Below are 19,182 nucleotides of genomic sequence, written 5' to 3' on the forward strand. Positions count from 1 at the left end.
ACCCATGAAACAATTCGTTTGCTCATCTATATAAACAGCAACATTTTGACAATTTACGGAGGATACAATCATGGCATTACTAACAAGAAACAGGGGCGCACTCCTACTGTTGATGTTTAATATTTTTCTCGTATTTACAGGTATTGGCTTGGTCGTACCAATCATGCCTGCGTACATGGATCTGCTGCATATCACTGGTTTCACGGTTGGTTTGCTGGTCGCGGCATTTTCCTTTACCCAGTTTCTATTTTCTCCAGTAGCGGGCAGGTGGTCCGATTCATTCGGCCGTAAAAAGATCATTGTCGGCGGTATGCTGATTTTTGCCGTATCGGAATTCATGTTTGGTGCGGTCAATGCCCCCGTGCTGCTCTTCGCAGCCCGGATGCTCGGCGGGGTCGGTGCAGCGATGATTTTCCCTTCCATTATGGCCTACACCGCAGATATTACGACGGAAGAAGAGCGCGGCAAGGGGATGGGATTGATTAATGCAGCCATTACGACCGGATTCATTATTGGGCCGGGAATCGGTGGATATATTGCGGATTTTGGGATTCGGATTCCATTTTATGCGGCAGGGGTTGCCGGATTGCTGGCAGCTATTATTACCCTGATTATCCTGCCGGAATCGACAAGGAGCACTGGAGAAGCAAGTAAACCCGCCACTGGTGCAGCAAAAGCCAAAGCGCCGGGAATGGTATCCCAGCTGCTGAATTCCTACCGGGAACCTTACTTTTTCAGTCTGATTATCGTATTTGTCATGGCGTTTGGCCTGGCTAACTATGAGACCGTATTCTCTCTGTTTGTGGATCACAAATTCGGCTTCACGACCAAGGATATTGCATTTATCATTACATTCGGCTCGATCGCGGGTGCGGTCGTGCAGGTATCCCTGATCGGGTGGCTGCTGAACAAGTTTGGGGAGAAGAAAGTAATTTCGGTATGTCTGTTCTTCGTGGCGGTGTTTGTACTGCTGACCCTGTTTGTGCACACGTACTGGCTCATTCTGGTGGTCACCTTTATTGTATTCCTGGGTATGGATATTTTGCGTCCAGCCATCAGCACGCAGATGTCCAAACTGGCAGAGGAACAGCAAGGTTTCGTGGCTGGATTGAACTCCGCTTACACAAGCTTGGGTAATATCGCAGGTCCGATTGTGGCTGGTGCCTTGTTCGATGTAAATATCAACTATCCGTATGTTTCAGCTGCTGCTGTTCTGGCAATCTGTTTCCTGTTATCACTCCGGGTTCTCAGAGGGGTTAGACCAGCAGGGCAAGCGAAGACGGAAATGTAGTCCGGCGAGGAAATGAACGTAAAGACGTCTATTTTTGTTATAATAAGAAATGCTGGAAGTGAATACGATGGGCTGGGTTACGATAAAAGGTACCGAGGACGGTCATTTTTAAGCATATACAGGATTATTGGAGTGATAACATGAGCAAAGCAAAGGGTAAAGGCGGCACGGGCCGTGGTACCGGCAAAAAAGGCTGGAATCGCTGGCAAGCCAGTGCCAATCGGGCGAAAAGTGCCCCGAAGCCTTATAAAAGCAAAGGTACGAAGAAGAAAGACGATGCCGAAACTTCAAGTGACAAGTCCCTGTAAATGGGCACAAGATAAGATAGAAAAAGAGATCTCCCATGAAAAAGGGAAGATCTCTTTTTTTGTGAATGGCATCGTATATTCGATTAATTTGCTTGCTTAACTTTGAAGAATGAAATCAGCTCCTGCAGCTGCTTGGAAACCGCAGAGAGTTCATCCGAAGCACTTACAATGGACGCCATGGAAGCTTCCTGCTCAGCAATTGATTGTTCAATCTGCTTGCTGCTGTTAGCTGCCTTGCTAACACTTGCGGACAGCTCATCTGCTGTTGCAGACATCTCTTGTGTACTGGCGGAGATTTCCTCCGTAGAACTGGAGATATCCTGGATCTGATTCGCGACTTTGTTCGTGGCTGTCAGGATATCGCCGAAGAATTCACCTGTCTCCCGGGTAACCTGAGAACCTTTCTCTACTTCACGCGAACCAAGCTGCATAGCTTCGGCAGACTGCGAGATGTCCCGCTGAATCTCGTCGATTAACGAGCGGATCTGATCAGCCGATTGCTGCGATTGTTCTGCCAATTTGCGTACTTCTCCTGCCACGACGGCAAATCCTTTTCCTTCTTCACCCACGCGTGCAGCTTCGATGGAAGCATTCAGGGCGAGCAAATTGGTTTGTCCTGCAATGTCCGTAATGAGATTGACAATACCGCTAATCTCATTGGAACGGTTTTCCAAAGACTGGATGGACTCGGATGTGTGTTGTACGGCTCCCGAGATCAGATCCATTTGCTCAATGACTTGCTGCATAATCTCATGGCCCGTATGGGACCGCTGCTCCATGCTCTGCGCTTCATCGGCAACCTCTGAAGAACTGCTCGCGATGGTTTGAACAACCGTAGACATTTCCGTCATGGCCCGCGCGTTTTCAACGGACGCTTGGTCCTGCGAGCGAAGGCCGAGGGAGATGTCCCGAATATTCGTACTGATCATTTGAATATTGCCATTGTTATTTTCCGAGATCTCCAGCAATTTCTTGGAGGAGTTGGACAGGTGATGTGAAGTCAGTTGGACTTTGGACATCGTATCGTTGAAGCGTTCAATCATCGTATTGAATTTCTGATTAATGATCCCCAGATCATCTCGGCCTGTCTGGATGGATACATCCAGATTCCCCGAGCTGGCCACATCGATGCCCTTCATCAGGTTACGGATCGGAGTTAACGTTTTCTTCAACAGGACATATTGCAGAATCATGAACAGAAGCAGGAAACCTATAAGGAACATGCTGCTGTATGTAATCAGCTTATGAAGACCACTCGGGATTGCGTTGGCATCGACATCGAAGTAAATGGCGGCGTACATTTCACCCGCAGAATTCTTGATCGGATACATAATGGTTGTCCAGGTTCCATATTCGTCTGTATAAAAGCTGCTTAGCGCAGGTTGCCCGTCCTTCTTCATGCCTTCCAGGGCTTTCGCGTTTTCCTGTGGGAGTGGGTACATGGAGCCTACAGCCAGATTCAATTCTTCGAAAGGCTGTACCAGGTTGGTCGGAACGGCGATGATGGACGTTTGGTTGCCTTCCGCCAGTTCGGTTCCAAAAATATAGGTCTGGGCAATGTTGGGATACAGTTCATGGATGGAATCCAGATAGTCTCGCAGTTCTTTTTGCACTGGACCGTCATAGCTTTTTTCATTAATGGCTTCAAGCACTTTGGCTGTGTCCAGATCGTCCGACCACTTCTGGGTGGTCACTTTGGCCTGATCATAGAGCTGCTGGCTGAGTACGTTTTTCTGCAGCTGATATCCAGCTGTAATCAGGATGATTCCAATCAACATAATACTACCGAATGATATAACGAGGTTTTTGGCAAAGAAAGGCATGGTACTCCATCGAATCTTAGCTAACAACTTGTTTCTCTCCTTTTTTCTGGTTAAATTGATCTATTCGTATATGTGAATCGTTCCAGACTCTTCTAGGACCTCCAGACATATCGTATTCATGGAATATATCGTAATAAAGTCATATGAATGTTAGTAATGAAAATAAAATGATGCTTTAGTACTAAAACTTTCAGCGTTTTTTCGCGTTTTTCAGAAAGTTTGGAGAAGAATCGGAGCAAGAAAATGGTTCATTATGCAAGCAGTCCTCTTCATCGTATGGTGTAATCAGGCCATTTGCGGGAGGGGTATTTAACAGAGACTGACTTTACATAAAATACTGGCCTTCGATTCTACGGGCTGTGATACAATAGGTGAGGTCTGTACAGAAACGGAAACACGCATGAGGTCGAGGAGGAGCAGAAACACGATGAATTCAGCCCCGTTTATTGCGGTGGAGGGTGCGATTGGAGCAGGGAAAACCACCCTGGCAACGATGCTTTCCAAGGAATTAAACCTTCCGCTGGTGAAGGAAATAGTAGAAGAGAATCCCTTTCTGGCTTCCTTCTATCAAAATATTGATGAGTGGAGCTTCCAGCTTGAAATGTTTTTTCTATGCAACCGGTTCAAGCAATTGGAAGACACCGGTCTGCACTACATTGAACAAAATACGCCCGTCATATCGGATTATCATATCTACAAAAATATGATCTTTGCCGAACGTACCCTGAAAGGGACCAAACGGGACAAGTACCGTCAAATCTATCACTTGTTAACCGACGATCTGCCTAAACCCAATCTGGTGTTATACATCGAAGCCGAGCTGGACACATTGATGTATCGCATTAACAAACGTGGACGTTCCTTTGAACAGGATATGGACCCGGCATATATGGAACAATTGATCGCGGATTACAAAACAGGCATGGCCTACCTGGCGGAAAGTACGAACCCGCCAACCATTATTAAAGTCAATGCGGAGCAGCTGGATTTTGTGGAGCATCCTGAACATTTCAGGCAGATTGTTAATCAGGTAAAGGAGTATATCAGATGAATAACTATGGCATTCCGGCGAATGCATTAATTACGGTAGCAGGTACGGTTGGCGTGGGCAAATCCACGTTAACGGCAGCACTTGCGCAGCGTTTGAATTTCAAGACATCCCTGGAGCAGGTCGATCATAATCCGTATCTGGAGAAGTTCTATCATGATTTTGAGCGTTGGAGCTTCCACTTGCAAATCTACTTCCTGGCGGAGCGTTTCAAGGAACAGAAGAAGATCTTCGAGCTTGGCGGGGGATTTGTGCAGGATCGCTCCATCTATGAAGATACGGGAATCTTTGCGCAAATGCATGCGGATCAGGGTACGATGTCAGCCACGGATTTCGAAACGTACAGCAGTTTGTTTGAAGCGATGGTCATGACACCGTATTTCCCTCATCCCGATGTGTTGATCTATCTGGAAGGCAGTCTGCCGTCCATTCTGAACCGAATTACGGAACGCGGACGTGAAATGGAAATTCAGACCGACCGCTCGTATTGGGAACATATGCATGAACGTTATTCGGTATGGATTGATCAGTTCACCGCTTGTCCGGTACTGCGTCTGAACATTGATCAGTATGATGTACATGATCCGGCTTCAGTAGATGCCATTCTGGCACAGATTGCTGCAGTCATTCAGCCTTCCAAAGAAGCGAAACTATAACAATAGCTTCATTATGCACCCCCTCTTAGCTGTGTACGGCAAAGAGGGGGTGTTTATTTATTTTCAGAAAGAGTCGTTCTTTATTGGCAGGGATGACCTATGCTGCGTCAGATAGTACAGGAACCAGACGGCATGTCTCTGTTCATCCGTGGCTGCCCGCTTAAACGCTGCTTGGATATAGGGGTCTGTCGCCTGATCAGATACATCAGCGTAAAATTCTACGGTTTCCTGTTCGTCTTTGAAAGCGTAGTTTAGACCGGCAATATATTCAGATGGACAGTCCTGAGCAATCTGAACGGTGGGCTGCATGCCTGTTAAGGATACATAGATAGCCATAAAAACTTGAAGATGTTTCATCTCATCTTGACGTATTTCTAAAATACGTGCTTTTTCTTCCTCCGTAGGTGCAAGTTCAGCCAGTTTGGCATAACAGGCAATAGCTGACGATTCTCCATTAATAGCCTTTGCAATCTGAGCAGTGAGCATGCTGTCATTTCGATAATATGGAACATAATACATGGGCGAGGGCTCCTTTCCATGGCTTTTGAATTAGATTATGCCGATGTTGGGCGGGTGTGCCTGTTTCAAGGTTAATGAACTCCATGCGCTTAGATTGTAGAAATATGTTGAAAGAGAGTACATTTTGTGGTTTCATAAGAAAGGTGAATTCTGGAAAATAAGCATAAGCATGACTCAGGAGGGAAAAGCACGTGGAAGAGAAACAAGGAATCCGAATTGGCTTACCGATCATCGGTGGGTTAATTGCAGCGATTGTAGGGGGAGCCGTGTGGGCAGCAATTGCAGCATCGACCGAATATGAGGTAGGGCTGATCGCCATCTTGATTGGGGCACTTACGGGGTATGCGGTTGTGTTGTTCTCCAACAAACGTATTGCAACGGTACATAAAATCATTGCGGTTATTTTCGCACTTCTCGGTATTTTGCTGGGTAAGTATCTTACCGTGATCTATTTTACATCCCAGTTGTTCGGAGATATCGGAATGATGGAACTGGCGTTTGATGTTGAGATCATCCGCGAGTTCTTCGCAACCATTACAGATTACTTCAGTGAGCCGATTGATCTGTTGTTCATCGTGCTGGCTATTGTATCCGCATGGCAGATTCCGGGACGCATGGCGAAGACAAGCCTGGCATCGACAGCTTCGTCATCCGATCATGCGCCAAGAGCATAATAGGGGAACACTGCCTCGGTAATCAGTACGGTGCAATGTAATCACTGGTTATACCATTTAAAAAGTACTCAGAGTGAAGGGCCGGAAGGGGTCAATCACATTGCGGCTGAGATACAGGGAAAGGGACGTAACGCCTATGGCGTACGTCCCTTTTTTTTTATACTTGGAGTAGATCGGATTTAATGAGAAAAGCATATAGTATTAGCTCTTACGGTCAGCAAAGACTGCCATCGCATCCTTCATAAACATGGCCAATCCTTCGCCAAATTGATCGATATTACGAGTGAAGCGTTCATCATCCACATACATTTGTCCCAATCCTCTGAAAGCCTCCGGGGAATAGTTTCCCATGTTGTTCAGATAGGCATACCATTCGGCGATTCCTGCTTGAGCCTCGTTCGAGGCAGGGTCCGTGTGACGAAGTGCTGCCAGCCGTGTATAAATTTCATTCATTTGATCGGACAGGGCTTTCTGTTCTTGGGCAGATTTGCCCTGAAGATTCTGGTTTGCTTTTTCTACAGCTTCGTCTCCCCAACGTTCTCTGGCTTCCTTTTCATACGGATTTTTGCTGAAGTCGAATCCTTCGAACTGTTCTTTCGTTGTCATGTGTATCTCTCCTCTCATATGCAAAACGCTTCGATCAATGGTAGCGATCATTTGATCAAGTCGCTGACGCTTTTCCAGCAAAATACGGCGGTGCATCTGAAGTGCTTCCTCCCGGTTAAAGGAAGGGTTGGTGATAATGCTTTTGATCTCTTTCAGGGAGAAATCAAGCTCTCTGAAAAATAAAATCTGCTGCAGCGTTTCCAGATTGGCATCCGAGTACAGCCGATATCCGGCTGAAGTGACTTCGTCCGGGGTTAATAAACCGATCTCATCATAATGATGCAGTGTGCGCACACTGATCGAGGCAAGTTCGGCAACTTCTTTGACTTTCATGGCCATGATCAAACCTCCTTACACCACCGATTGTATAGCGTCACGTAACGTGAGAGTCAACAGGTAAAAAAAGATGCGAGCCAGGAGGCCGCATCCAAAAAGTATGAACAATGATGAATGTTGGGAGTAAGCGGTGAGGCAGTCAGTCTGAAGGAGCAGCCTGCCCCCAGCGTGTGGGGAGGGGAGGCGGTGCAGGTAGGCGCGGCTATGCCTGCATCCCACGCACCGCCGCAGCGAACTGCGCAGCGGCTGCGCGCACATCGGCCGCGCCCGCGATGGCGGAGATGACGGCTACGCCGTCGGCTCCTGCCGCCATCACGGCGGCCGTGGTATCGGGCGTAATGCCGCCGATACCCACCACCGGAACTGCGATGCCTGCGGCGCGCAGTTCCGCCACCCCGGCGGGGCCCAGCACAGCGTGGGCATCCGCCTTGGAGCGCGTCGGGTACATGGGCCCGACGCCAAGGTAGTCGGCGCCCGCCTGCACGGCACGGCGCGCCTCAGCCACGGAGTGGGCGGATACACCAAGCATCCGCCCGGCTCCGATGCGGGCGCGTACCAGCGCCGCGTCCGCATCGTCCTGGCCGACATGCATGCCGTCGGCCTCCACGGCAACAGCCAGCTCCACATCATCGTTCACGATGAACGGAATCCCGTGCTGGCTGCACACCTCGCGAAGCTGCATCGCCAGCGAGATGCGGGCTTCGCCAGCAAGTGCGCCAGTTCCCTTCTCGCGGAACTGGAACAGCGTGATGCCGCCGGCGATGGCTTGGCGCAGCACATTCACGGGGTCCAGCGTTGTATTCACGCTGCCCATCACCAGGTACACCTGCATGGCCTGGCGTACCGCTTCTGCACCCCATCTGCGCATCACTGCTCACCCCGCTGTCTGCGCTGATACGCAAAATGATTCGTTGGCCCGTGTCCGCTCCCAATCCCCAGTTCATCCTCAATGGCTGCCTGAATGAACGCTCGCGCGGTTGTTACGGCAGCCAGGACAGACGAGCCCTTGGCCAGTTCGGCCGTAATGGCGGCAGAGTACGTACATCCGGTCCCATGGGTGTGGCGTGTCACAATGCGTACGTTCTCCAAATAGTGAAAGGACGTGCCGTCATAGAGCACATCAACAATCATCCCATTACCTTCAGCATGTCCGCCTTTGACCAGAGCATACGCAGAGCCCATGTGCACGATTCGTCTGGCGGCTTCTTCACGATCCGTCAGATTGCGGATGGTCATTCCGGTGATCAGTTCGGCTTCCGGAATATTCGGCGTTGTGATTAATGCATGTGGAAGCAGATCCGTGATCAGGGCGTGCACCGCCTCCTGCTGAAGCAAAGGGGCACCACCTTTCGCTACCATGACCGGATCAATCACGAGATTGGTCCAGCCGAATTGCCGCCATTTCTCGGAAACCAAGCGAATGGTTTCTGCACTGAAGAGCATGCCTGTTTTTACCGCTCCGGGCTGGAAATCTTCACCTGTGGAGTCGAGCTGCTGGGCAATACCTTCCAAAGGAACCGGATAGACTCCCTGAACGCCTAGTGTATTCTGTGCGGTAACCGCAGTAATAACAGACAAGCCGTAAGCGCCCAGCTCCTGAAAGGTTTTCAAATCCGCTTGAATGCCGGCCCCGCCGCCATTATCCGACCCGGCAATCGTGAGTGCCTGCGCCATACTCATTGGGTATCACCGCCAAGCTGTCGCACCTGAGCCTGCTGTGCAAGCACGTCCGGAGTTACCAGCGCAAGCTGGTTTAAAAGCTCGATCTGAAAACTGCCTGGCCCGAGGTTGGCTGTGCGGGCTGCCGCGATCTCGGCTGCAACGCCATAGAAGGCAAGTGCTTCAACAACACTGCTTAGCAATTCTTCCCCAGACGGTGCAACCGCAGCAAAGGCACCTATAATGGAGCTGAGCAAACAACCTGCGCCAGTGACCTGGGTGAGCAGGGCATGGCCATTTTGCGTTAGGAACGTGGTCCGCCCATCCGTAATGACATCCTCGCGTCCAGTGATAACGACAACACAGCCAAGCTTCTGTGCTGCCCGCTCGGCGATCCCGGTACGGTCACCTTCGCCTTGGCCTGCATCGACACCCTTGATGCTCCAGTTCTCGCCTATGACATTGGCGACTTCCGCCACGTTACCACGCAGTACGGTAAGTCGAAGCTCACGTACGAGCATCTGAACCGTATCCGTGGGATAGGCCGTAGCGCCAGCTCCCACTGGGTCGAGTACAACAGGTACATGATGGGCATTGGCCGATTGTCCGGCGAGGCGTATGGCCTGGACAACCTGGTCATCGAGTGTGCCAATGTTGAGCACGACCGCTCCGGCCATTTTAGCGACATCGGCTACCTCTTCATGTGCGTAGGCCATGAAGGGAGAGGCGCCCAGTGCGAGCAGACCGTTGGCCGTAAAGGGAGCAACCACGAGGTTGGTGATATTGTGAACAAGTGGATTTTGAGTACGAACGCGTGCCAGATATGACATTTGAAATTCCCTCCTGATAAGCCATTATTTTTTAGCAGCAACTGTACTTTTTACTTCTCCTGCAAGTTGATAAACGCATCCTCGGACTGTACCGAATCCGGAACCAATTCACGTTGTACCAGCCACTTCCGCACGTTTTCCCAGGATGAAGGTTCCTGCCAGCCGAACAGGATACCTTCTTCAGTCATGAGCGGCAGCAGAATGTCCAGACTTTTTGTTTCAATTTCCCGATCCAGCGGGGACGTCTCATTTTCGTGTGCGAGCAGGATGTTCAATGCTTCTTCCGGATGCTCGGTCACATAGTTCTGACCTTCCTGGATCGCTTTGACGAAGCGGGTGAGCTGATCCTTCTTCGCCTCAATTCCCTCGTCGCTTGCTGTAAGAACGAGTTCGTAGTAATCCGGCACGCCGTAATCGACGGGGTTAATTGACTTAACGGGATGACCTTCTTTCTCAAGAATCAACTGTTCATGATTGATAAAACCACCCATGATCGCATCGGCCTGACCGGAGGCCAGCGAAGGGATCAGATCAAATCCGACATCCACCAAATTCATGCGGTCTGGATCGCCGCCATCCTGACTAATCATCGTACGCACCATGGCTTCATATAGGGGAACGGAGGAATATCCTACCGTCAGTCCTTCAAGATCTTTGGGCGAGTTCACGTTGCCGTCCGTTTCCGTCAGCAGATGAACGAGTGGATGCCGAACGACAGCGGCAATGGATCGTACGGGAATGCCTTCTCCACGGGCTAGCAAAATTTGCGGCTGATAGCTCAGCGCCAGGTCCACTTTGCCAGCGGCTACAAGTTTGAGTGCATCATTTGTATCGGCAGGCATCTGAATGTCCACATCGAGACCTTGGTCTGCGAAATATCCATTCTCCTGTGCTGCGTATATAAAGGAATGGACTGCATTCGGATACCAGTCGAGCATGATGGACAATGAATCATGGTCACCAGACGACGATCCGGTTGTTGTTGAATCTGTGCCCTGTACCTGGGGATCGGAATCGGACGATGATGGGTTCGCACCCGTATTGCCACAACCGCTGACGATCAGTAATAAACAGATGAGGGCAGGAAGCAGGATGTGAATGAGTTTCTTCTTTCTCATGGATAAATGGGCCTCGTTTCTTTCATTTTTGTTTGGTTCCAATCGCTGATATGTTTTAAAGAGATCGACAGGAAGGAGCAGCACTTGTTATCTCATTGCCGATTGCCTTTTAATCGACTTTCCTCTGCGTGCATGCTCTGCATTCCGCTTCAATCCGAGGACTCGCTCCAGCCAGGCAATAAGCACGAACAGACCGATGCCCAGCAGGGATAACAGCAGAATGGATGCAAACATTGCATCGGTATTCATGCTGCTGGACATTCTGCGGCTGAAATAACCAAGTCCTTTGCTGCCTCCGAGCCATTCGCCAATGGTTGCGCCGACCACGCAGTACACCACCGACATCTTCAATCCGGAAAAGAAAGAGGGCAGCGCAAGAGGTACCTGAAGCTTGCGGAACAGATCCCACGTGCTTGCTCCCATGGTCATCAGCAGTTCGCGCTGTTCCGGGTCGCCTTGACGGAGACCATCATAGGTGCTGACCACAATCGGGAAGAATGCGATCAGAAACACCACAGCGACCTTACTCCAGAGTGTGTAGCCAAACCACAGAATGAATACAGGAGACAGGGCAATCAGTGGAATTGTCTGGCTGATTACGATGAAGGGATACAGCGCCTTTTCAATCGAACGGCTGAGGTGCATGCCTGCTGCCAGAGCGCTTCCGGCAACGATGGACAAGCCGAAGCCAACCGCAACCTCCACCAATGTGGCAGGCAGATGGGTTCCCAGGAGCAGATGCCGATGCTCAACTAGAGAACTCGCTATTGATGTAGGTGCAGGGATGATGAAAGAAGGGACCCAGCCCAATCGCACGATGCATTCCCAGCTGACCAGCATCAGGAGAAGAAGCGCAGCGAACAGGCCGTAGCGGGCAAGCCATCTGCTGACGTTAAAGCTTCGCATGTAGTTGTTCCTCCAACCGTTGTCGCATCTGTATAAGATCGGGATCGTAGACCATGTCCGAGTGTCTCGGACGGGGTAGAGGCACCGTCATGTCCAGCAGCTGCCGACCCCCAGGAGTGAGAAGGACAATCCGGTCACTTAATAACAGGGCTTCTTCAATATCATGCGTGATGAACAGCACCGTTTTGCCGAGGCTTTCCCACAATTCAAGCAGCCAGCGATGCATCTCCCGCTTGGTCATGGCGTCAAGCGCGCCAAAGGGTTCGTCCAGCAGCATCAGCTGTCCTCCTGTCAACAACGTGCGCAGCAGGGCGACCCGCTGCTTCATGCCGCCGGACAGTTCGTCCGGGTAGGCATGCTCATAGCCGGATAAGCCGAATCTGTCGAGTCCGGCCATAATGTCAGCGCGCAGCTTCACCTTGTCCTGCTTCCTCGGGGCAAGCTCCGAGGGAAGCAGGCAGTTCTCCATAACCGTCCGCCAGGATAACAGCAAATCCTTCTGCGGCATGTAGGCGACTCGCCCAAGTCGCTGTCCAGGCGGCACCCCAGCAATTTCGATCGTGCCGTCTGTCGGTTCAAGCAAGCCTGCCAGCAGCTTGAAGAGTGTGCTCTTGCCCGACCCGCTGGAGCCGATCAGCGAGACGAACTCTCCCTTTTTTACACACATCGACACATTGGAGAGGACGGGGGAATGTCTCTGATCCGGAAAAGTAAAGGTCATGTTGTCAATCTGTACATCTTTGCTCATTTGGTTCCTTGACCCCCTTGGAATAAAAACTGCCTGAACGGAAATGCACGTTGTTTGCGATCTGTATGTAAGTGAACGCGAAAAAGCCCGCCCATTTCCGGAGAAATGAGTGGGCCTGTTAAGTTCAACCGACATTCATGTTCATATGAATATGAAAAAAATCCGTTAACTGAAAGTCCGCTCCACTTCCCTCCGCTGGTATGATCCAGATCAGGTTCAAAGGGTCCGAATACATTTATTCGTCTCAGCCGCAAGGCTCCCCTAGTGCAATCGTTCAAGATATGCAGTTGTGTACACAGCATATATCACGTGCCCGCGAGATGTAAAGAGGGCGGCTTAAAAGAAGTGTGCGTAAAGAAGTTAGGAAAGTGACCTATACTAATTGTTTGAATGTAACAGTGAATCAAGCTCACCGATCAGACGGGCAATCTGTTCAGGTGTGCCAATCGTAATCCGAAGCCAGGTAGGCATGCCGAATTCGGCACCGCCGCGGACAGAGATGCCTCTGTTTAACAATTCTTTGGTAATCGGGCCACTATCCTGCAACAGATCCACCATCATGAAATTCGTTTCGGAAGGGATGTAGGGTAACTTCCAATGATCAAAGGACTGCATTAACGTTTCCCGTCCCTGACGATTGTAGTGCAGGCAATGAGAAACAAATTCATGATCATCCAGGCTGGCTGAAGCAGCGGCTTGGGAGATGGCTGTCAAACTGATGGGCAGCTTGACCCGGTTAATGCCTTCAATGATGCTTTCATTCCCGATGCCATATCCAATTCGCAGGCCGGCAAGTCCATATATTTTGGAGAAGGTTCGCAAAATAATCAGATTATTATACTGCTCCAGCAGCTTAACCGTATCAGGATAATCTTCACTTTCCGCAAATTCATAATACGCTTCGTCCAGGACAACCACGACATGGGAGGGCACATGTTCGAGTAAACCAAGCAGGGCATCTGCCGTGAAAATGGTTCCGGTTGGATTATTCGGATTGCACAGCCAGATGATTCGGGTAGAAGCATTAATCCGCTGCCGGAATTGCTCTAGGTCCAGTGAATGGTTGACCAAAGGCACTTCATGAATAACCCCGCCTGCCAGCAGCGTAGCGCCCTTATACCAGTTAAAGGAGGGGACCGGAATGAGTGATTCCTCGCCGGGATTAAGATAGGCTTGGGCGGTAAGGGTTAGGAGCTCGAATGATCCACTGCCAAATACCAGTTGGGAGGTACGCACACCCAGACGTTCCGCAAGTTTGTCACGCAGCAGTTGGCTGGAACCGTCGGGGTATTGAGCCAGAAGATCGGAGCTCAGCGATCTGACTGCTACCGCTGCCAGGGGAGAAGAGCCAAACGGATTCTCGTTCGCTGCAAGTCGATCTACACTTTCCAGTCCCAATTCCCGCCGGATCTGTTCCATGGATTTGGCAGGTGTATAAGCCGGAATTTGATTTAACAGATCTTTAACAGGAGGAGAGGGAACGGTTGAGAGGGATTGCATAATCATACCTTCTTTCCAGTGGAATTAGATCGAGAATGATATCTGTTTCTGGGCTATCTGCTGTGGTGTCTCTTGTGGAGGAGTCAACAAGCGATTTAGAATAAGATTTTCAAAATGAGCAAACCCGCTGTCCCGAACACGTGGACGCTCCAGCGTAATTCGGGTATCCATCGTTATATGACCATCCTCGATTAACAGCACCCTGTCAGCCAGCGCAACCGCCTCACTGACATCATGAGTGACCAGAATGACAGTCAGATCTTCTTCTACCCACAAGCGTTCGATTAATTGCTGCATCTCAATTCGGGTCAATGCATCCAATGCACCCAGCGGTTCATCCAGCAGCAGTAAACGCGGATGACTTGCGAGTGCCCGTGCCAAGGCAACACGTTGTTTTTGTCCGCCAGATAATACCCCCGGCCAGTCACCTTCACGCTCTCCAAGTCCTACATTGCGAAGCGACTGGCGTGCATCTTCCTTGTTCTTGTCGGGGATTCCCAGCCGTACATTGTCGAGCACGGATTTCCAAGGCAGCAGTCGGGCTTCCTGAAACAGAAACCGTGTCTCTGGTGCTGTACTGCCAAGCTTTCTGTTGCCCAGCATAACGCTTCCGGAAGAGGGGGATTCCAGCCCGGCGATCAGACGCAGCAAAGTGCTTTTGCCACAACCACTTCGTCCAACGATGGCTACAAATTCCCCTTGTCTTACATTGACATTGATGTCGGATAGAATTGTCCGCTGATCATACGATTTCTGAACCCTATCTACTTGAAGAAAAGGACTGATCTGACTTGTGCTCATGGATCAATTCACGCTCCTTTGGCTTTACTTGCGGGATAGAGCCGGGTTCCAGCGCAGCCAGCGCCGTTCCAGCCATTTGGCGATGGTATCGGACAGCTTGCCCAGCAGGGCATATAGCAGAATGCTTAAGACGATTACATCCATCTGCATGAATTCCCGCGCATTCATCGCCATGTAGCCAATCCCCGCATCCGCCGCAACCGTCTCGGCTACGATAAGGGTCAGCCACATAATGCCAAGTGCATAACGAATACCCACGAGAATGGAAGGCAGTGCACCAGGTAGGATAATGTCTTTATAAAGGGACCAACGGCTGAGGCCATATACTTTGCCCATTTCAATCAGACCGGGATCGACCGATCGTATGCCGTGGAACGTATTCAGATATACCGGAAAGAATACACCCAGGGAAACGAGAAATAATTTTGCTTCTTCACCGATCCCGAACCACACAATAACGAGGGGGATCAAGGACAGATGCGGAATGTTACGGATCATCTGTACCGAGGAGTCGGCGATCTTTTCCGCAAGGGAGGAGATGCCGTTCAGCACTCCCAGCAGAAAACCCAGACCCCCACCAATGAGGAATCCTCCCAAAGCTCGTCTGGCGCTAATACTGATATTGTTCAGTAGTTCACCGTTACCAAGCAGACGAATGAAGGCCTCCAGTACTTGAGCGGGACGGGGCAAAATATTGGCTGCAACAACTCCGGATGCAGTCAGCCATTGCCACAGAGCCAGAATGAGTAGGGGTACAACAAAAGGAATGAACTGGTTAAACCATGCCCGGTTAAAGGTTTTGGACCGCACGTTATGCCTACCTCCTTGCTTCCTTCGTTATTGACTACCTGGAGCTGGAAGTTGATCTTGAAGTGCATCACTCCAGAATGTGCTCACATCGACTGCCTGCCCAAAAATTCCCGCTTGCTGAAACGTATCTGCTACGTCCTGTTCGGACTTGATGGCCTCATCAGAAATGGCAACAATACGTGATGGGCGTTGTGCTTCTCCATCCGTGTAGGTTTTAAGGGCTTGTTCCACCGGCTGGTGGGTATTGTCTGCTGTAATTTGAGCCCACGCATCCTTATTGGCACGAGCCCAATCATTGAATTTGTTGATTCGCTCCAGATAATCGGCTAGGGCCTCTTTCTGTTCCGCATTTGCAATAGCCTGATGGGACGCGGCTACAAGGAAGCTGCCTGACAGGATATCTTTGGCGCTGGCGAGCGTTGTTGCTTCATTCTGATGTGCGGAGATGATGGCATTGCCGTAACTGGCAAGGGCATCCACTTTCCCGCTAATCAGGGCGCTGAGTCCGTCGGCTGTTGAAAGTTCGACCGGACTGATGTCACTCCAGGTTAGTCCGGCTTCCTCCAGCATTTTGAGCAGGAAATAGTGGGCTGTTGTATTTTTTACGAAAGCAACTTTCTTGCCTTTCAGGTCAGCAACTGATTTGATAGAAGAACCTTTGGGAACAACGACCTCCTGATTTAAGGTGCTGCCTTGTTGTACCGCAATAATTTTGAAGTTTCCACCATTGGCAGCCTGAGATGCAAAAATGGGCGGAATTTCACTGGTCACACCAAAGTCCAATTGATTTGCAGCCATCGCTTCGAGGATCAGGTTACCTCCCTGAAATACGTTATAAGTGACTTTATAGGGGGTGTCATCGAGTCCGGCGGCTTTTAGTCCCAATTCGAGATTGCCCCATCCGGTCTGACCAACCCGAATAGTAACGTCTTTATTCGAAGCAGCTGATGCTACTGTCGGTGTTGTACCTGTACCGGCGGCCTGATTATCAGTTCCGGCAGAGCAGCCGGAAATCAGCAACAACAGAAGCGCGCTCAGAAAGGCAGTTAAGGGAAGAGTGTACTGGCGGTTTGGACGAATCATAGGGAGGAAACCTCCTTGGTGTATGTACTGCTTTCACTAGACTGACTGGATTCTATGAATGTTTGGCCGATGCGGTCTGCCTGAAGGATGGCTTCGGTTACCTGCGCCGTGCTAACTCCGAAGGAGAGATGTGCCGCACTGCCTTCCCGCAGCTGTAGTCCTGCTGCAATGTGCGCAGCAGCTTCCTGAGGCTGTTGTTGTATGCCGAGTTGGGCAAGAGTGATAGGCAGATTCAGCTTATGTAACAGAGTGGTCAGCTCCTGAAGCTCATCCCCTGCTTTGCCTTCAAGGATCCACTGGGTGAAAAGTCCAAAGGCTACCTTTTCTCCATGCAGTGAAGCGTGTGTTTCGGGTAATTTGGTGAGGCTATCATGTAGCCCATGAGCAATTGCGGCATGAAGTGATCCATCGCTAATGCTGCCTACAAGGCCTGCGAGCACAATAATGGCGTCGGCAACATCACGGAATTGAGGTGTACTACCGGTTGTATCCGTGGATTCATAGACATCGATGGCGTGCGCTTCGAGAATATCGAGTGCAAGCTTGGCAGTGCTGACACTGTTTCGGAGAGTGAGGCTGGTGGCGTTGCCACTTAGATTAACGGCGAACTCATGCCATTTTACGAGTGTGTCACCGATCCCAGCGGCCAAATACCGCCTTGGTGCACTCGCCAGAATATGAGGATCAGCCAGAACAAGATTAGGCGAACGGCGCAGCGGACGATATCCTGCAGATTGGCCCTGTTCATCATAGAGCACGGTTAAGGCAGACCAGGCAGCGCAGGTTGCAGCAATCGTTGGGACCGTTACAATGGGCAATTGGGCTTGCTCGGCCACCGCTTTGGACAGATCGAGCACTTTACCACCACCGACGCCGATAATCAGATCAACATCCAGATCGAAAGCTTGCTGCGTAAAAGTATCAATCTGGCCTATCGTAACCTCACCGTAAAACAATTGCACATGGAACTTGATCTTATGCTCCTCCAGTGAAGGAAGAAGGTAAGGCTTTACGGCTTTTAATGCAGACTCACCGGCGATGATCAGAACATGCTGCCCAAGCTGTGCAATCCGTGGACCACTTTGCTCAAGAATGTTAGCTTCGTGTACATATACTGCAGGTGCCTTAACAGTAATCATGAATACACTCTCCTCATAGCTTATTATTCTTACGTTTTAACTTGGTTTTAAATTGTTTAGATTCTAGCATTGCGTTTCGGCAACCACAATAACCCGGACAATCAATACATCCTATACTTCGATTGAAAGAATCTATAGGTGAACGTAATTAATGGATTCGAGGAGAAAAGGAAATTATCAGGCTGGTCGATTTACCTTGGCTTCCTAACCCGATATAATGGGGATGGCACATATGGGCCGGATTACAAATGAGGGTGGGACTGTTCTCCCTCCTAAGCAGAATGGGGACCCCGAGTTGAAAACGTTCAAGAAAGTATATATTGAAATTACAAGCATATGTAACCTGGCATGCAGCTTCTGTCCGCAGACCAAGCGTGCCAAAGGATTCATTGACCCTGAAGTCTTCAACAATATATTGGATCAGATTAAGCCACATACCAAACACATTTATCTGCATGTCAAAGGGGAACCGTTACTTCACCCCAAAATTGATTTGTTACTGGATTCCGCACACGAGAAGGGATTCAAGGTAAACATAACAACGAACGGAACATTGCTGCCCAAGACCCAGCATAAGTTGCTTGGCAAACCGGCGTTGCGGCAAATGAACTTCTCTCTGCACAGTTTCGACGGGCACGAGGGATCGACGGACCGTGAGGGATACCTCAGCAATATTTTGTCCTTTGCCCGGGAAGCTGTGAAACATAATGTGATCATCTCGTTCCGGCTCTGGAATCTGACGCAGGATAACTTCACGAATGCCCAGATGAATCGGAACCGGGAAACACTGGAGGTACTGGAGCGCGAGTTCAACCTGGATTTCCGCATTGAGGAAAAGGTGGTTCCAGGCAGCGGCGTCAAAATTGCGCCGAATGTCTATCTCAATCAGGACCACGAGTTCCAGTGGCCAAGTCTGGATGCACCAGAGGATGATGGCAAAGGCTTCTGTCATGCGCTGCGCAGTCAGGCGGCGGTCCTTGTGGATGGCACGGTTGTTCCGTGCTGCCTCGATGGCGAAGGTGTCATTAATCTCGGTAACGTCCATGAGAAGTCTTTCTCGGAGATTGTCGAAGGCGAGCGGGCGAACAATCTGGTTTATGGTTTTTCCAAGCGGGAAGCTGTGGAGGAACTATGCCGAAAGTGCGGATATCGTCAGCGGTTCGGAGCCTAGTCAAATAAAATATAATTAAAAGCGTGCCCTTCGAATTTTATTTCGATATGGCACGCTTTTTGCTTTTTTTATTGCAGAATAGTTTAGATAATAAAAATTGAAATCAATTCAGGATAACAACTTTTTTGTAAAATCATAGTTTAATTATCTTGTTTT

The 19,182-nt window shown here is 49.9% G+C and carries 20 protein-coding genes and 1 riboswitch; of the genes, 6 read left to right on the forward strand and 14 right to left on the reverse strand.

Features of this window, described 5'->3' with window-relative positions; all coding sequences use genetic code 11:
- Positions 1–70 precede the first annotated feature (70 nt).
- Both PIL01S_RS16285 and PIL01S_RS16290 read left to right on the forward strand, forming a co-directional pair.
- Positions 71–1,291, forward strand: a complete 1,221-nt coding sequence (locus PIL01S_RS16285) for an MFS transporter (RefSeq protein ID WP_127538404.1) — start codon at positions 71–73, stop codon at positions 1,289–1,291.
- Positions 1,292–1,431: 140 nt separating this feature from the next.
- Entirely contained in the window at positions 1,432–1,599 is a 168-nt protein-coding gene (locus PIL01S_RS16290) for a DUF3934 family protein (protein WP_127538405.1), read from the forward strand.
- An 83-nt stretch (positions 1,600–1,682) separates the two neighbouring features.
- On the opposite strand, the gene PIL01S_RS16295 is transcribed toward PIL01S_RS16290, so the two are convergent.
- Positions 1,683–3,422, reverse strand: coding sequence for a methyl-accepting chemotaxis protein (locus PIL01S_RS16295; protein WP_127538595.1), 1,740 nt, complete (start codon positions 3,420–3,422; stop codon positions 1,683–1,685).
- 427 nt (positions 3,423–3,849) lie between these two features.
- Here PIL01S_RS16295 and PIL01S_RS16300 point away from each other — a divergent pair, with 427 nt between their 5' ends.
- Complete coding sequence (locus tag PIL01S_RS16300) at positions 3,850–4,473, forward strand: deoxynucleoside kinase (protein ID WP_127538406.1); 624 nt, start codon at positions 3,850–3,852, stop codon at positions 4,471–4,473.
- Positions 4,470–5,126, forward strand: a complete 657-nt coding sequence (locus PIL01S_RS16305) for a deoxynucleoside kinase (protein ID WP_127538407.1) — start codon at positions 4,470–4,472, stop codon at positions 5,124–5,126. Before PIL01S_RS16300 ends, PIL01S_RS16305 begins: the two co-directional genes overlap by 4 nt.
- A 63-nt stretch (positions 5,127–5,189) precedes the next feature.
- On the opposite strand, the gene PIL01S_RS16310 is transcribed toward PIL01S_RS16305, so the two are convergent.
- Positions 5,190–5,645: a ferritin-like domain-containing protein gene (locus tag PIL01S_RS16310; protein WP_127538408.1), complete on the reverse strand. Its 456-nt coding sequence runs from the start codon at positions 5,643–5,645 to the stop codon at positions 5,190–5,192.
- 191 nt (positions 5,646–5,836) lie between these two features.
- On the opposite strand from PIL01S_RS16310, the gene PIL01S_RS16315 reads away from it, so the two are divergent.
- Entirely contained in the window at positions 5,837–6,319 is a 483-nt protein-coding gene (locus PIL01S_RS16315; protein WP_246058354.1) for a hypothetical protein, read from the forward strand.
- Positions 6,320–6,520: 201 nt separating this feature from the next.
- On the opposite strand, the gene PIL01S_RS16320 is transcribed toward PIL01S_RS16315, so the two are convergent.
- The 12 genes from PIL01S_RS16320 to PIL01S_RS16375 form a co-directional block, all read right to left on the reverse strand.
- The gene (locus PIL01S_RS16320; protein ID WP_127538409.1) at positions 6,521–7,264 is read right to left on the reverse strand and encodes a MerR family transcriptional regulator; all 744 of its coding nucleotides are present in this window, start codon (positions 7,262–7,264) and stop codon (positions 6,521–6,523) included.
- 199 nt (positions 7,265–7,463) lie between these two features.
- Positions 7,464–8,129, reverse strand: coding sequence for a thiamine phosphate synthase (gene thiE, locus PIL01S_RS16325; protein ID WP_127538410.1), 666 nt, complete (start codon positions 8,127–8,129; stop codon positions 7,464–7,466).
- A complete protein-coding gene (gene thiD, locus PIL01S_RS16330; protein ID WP_127538411.1) occupies positions 8,129–8,941 on the reverse strand; it encodes a bifunctional hydroxymethylpyrimidine kinase/phosphomethylpyrimidine kinase in 813 nt (270 codons plus the stop codon). Before thiD ends, thiE begins: the two co-directional genes overlap by 1 nt.
- Positions 8,938–9,750 carry a hydroxyethylthiazole kinase gene (gene thiM, locus PIL01S_RS16335; protein WP_127538412.1) on the reverse strand — a complete coding sequence of 271 codons (813 nt, stop codon included), beginning with the start codon at positions 9,748–9,750 and terminating at the stop codon, positions 8,938–8,940. Before thiM ends, thiD begins: the two co-directional genes overlap by 4 nt.
- 50 nt (positions 9,751–9,800) lie before the next feature.
- The gene (locus PIL01S_RS16340) at positions 9,801–10,868 is read right to left on the reverse strand and encodes an ABC transporter substrate-binding protein (protein WP_127538413.1); all 1,068 of its coding nucleotides are present in this window, start codon (positions 10,866–10,868) and stop codon (positions 9,801–9,803) included.
- 87 nt (positions 10,869–10,955) lie between these two features.
- Entirely contained in the window at positions 10,956–11,774 is an 819-nt protein-coding gene (locus PIL01S_RS16345; RefSeq protein WP_127538414.1) for an ABC transporter permease, read from the reverse strand.
- Entirely contained in the window at positions 11,761–12,522 is a 762-nt protein-coding gene (locus PIL01S_RS16350) for an ABC transporter ATP-binding protein (protein WP_127538415.1), read from the reverse strand. Before PIL01S_RS16350 ends, PIL01S_RS16345 begins: the two co-directional genes overlap by 14 nt.
- Before the next feature lie 170 nt (positions 12,523–12,692).
- Positions 12,693–12,795: riboswitch (TPP riboswitch) on the reverse strand.
- 105 nt (positions 12,796–12,900) lie between these two features.
- Positions 12,901–14,022, reverse strand: a complete 1,122-nt coding sequence (gene hisC, locus PIL01S_RS16355) for a histidinol-phosphate transaminase (RefSeq protein WP_127538416.1) — start codon at positions 14,020–14,022, stop codon at positions 12,901–12,903.
- Between the two features lie 24 nt (positions 14,023–14,046).
- Positions 14,047–14,823: an ATP-binding cassette domain-containing protein gene (locus PIL01S_RS16360; protein WP_127538417.1), complete on the reverse strand. Its 777-nt coding sequence runs from the start codon at positions 14,821–14,823 to the stop codon at positions 14,047–14,049.
- A gap of 24 nt (positions 14,824–14,847) precedes the next feature.
- Positions 14,848–15,633, reverse strand: a complete 786-nt coding sequence (locus PIL01S_RS16365; protein WP_113056161.1) for an ABC transporter permease subunit — start codon at positions 15,631–15,633, stop codon at positions 14,848–14,850.
- Between the two features lie 27 nt (positions 15,634–15,660).
- Complete coding sequence (locus PIL01S_RS16370) at positions 15,661–16,716, reverse strand: ABC transporter substrate-binding protein (protein WP_127538418.1); 1,056 nt, start codon at positions 16,714–16,716, stop codon at positions 15,661–15,663.
- Positions 16,713–17,855, reverse strand: coding sequence for an iron-containing alcohol dehydrogenase family protein (locus PIL01S_RS16375; protein WP_127538419.1), 1,143 nt, complete (start codon positions 17,853–17,855; stop codon positions 16,713–16,715). The genes PIL01S_RS16370 and PIL01S_RS16375 overlap by 4 nt, the downstream gene beginning before the upstream one ends.
- Before the next feature lie 295 nt (positions 17,856–18,150).
- Between PIL01S_RS16375 and PIL01S_RS16380 the strand changes: the two genes are divergently transcribed.
- Positions 18,151–19,026, forward strand: a complete 876-nt coding sequence (locus PIL01S_RS16380) for a radical SAM/SPASM domain-containing protein (protein ID WP_095288619.1) — start codon at positions 18,151–18,153, stop codon at positions 19,024–19,026.
- The last annotated feature ends 156 nt before the right edge of the window (positions 19,027–19,182 follow it).

The organism is Paenibacillus illinoisensis NBRC 15959, from assembly GCF_004000925.1.
GTDB lineage: Bacteria > Bacillota > Bacilli > Paenibacillales > Paenibacillaceae > Paenibacillus > Paenibacillus illinoisensis.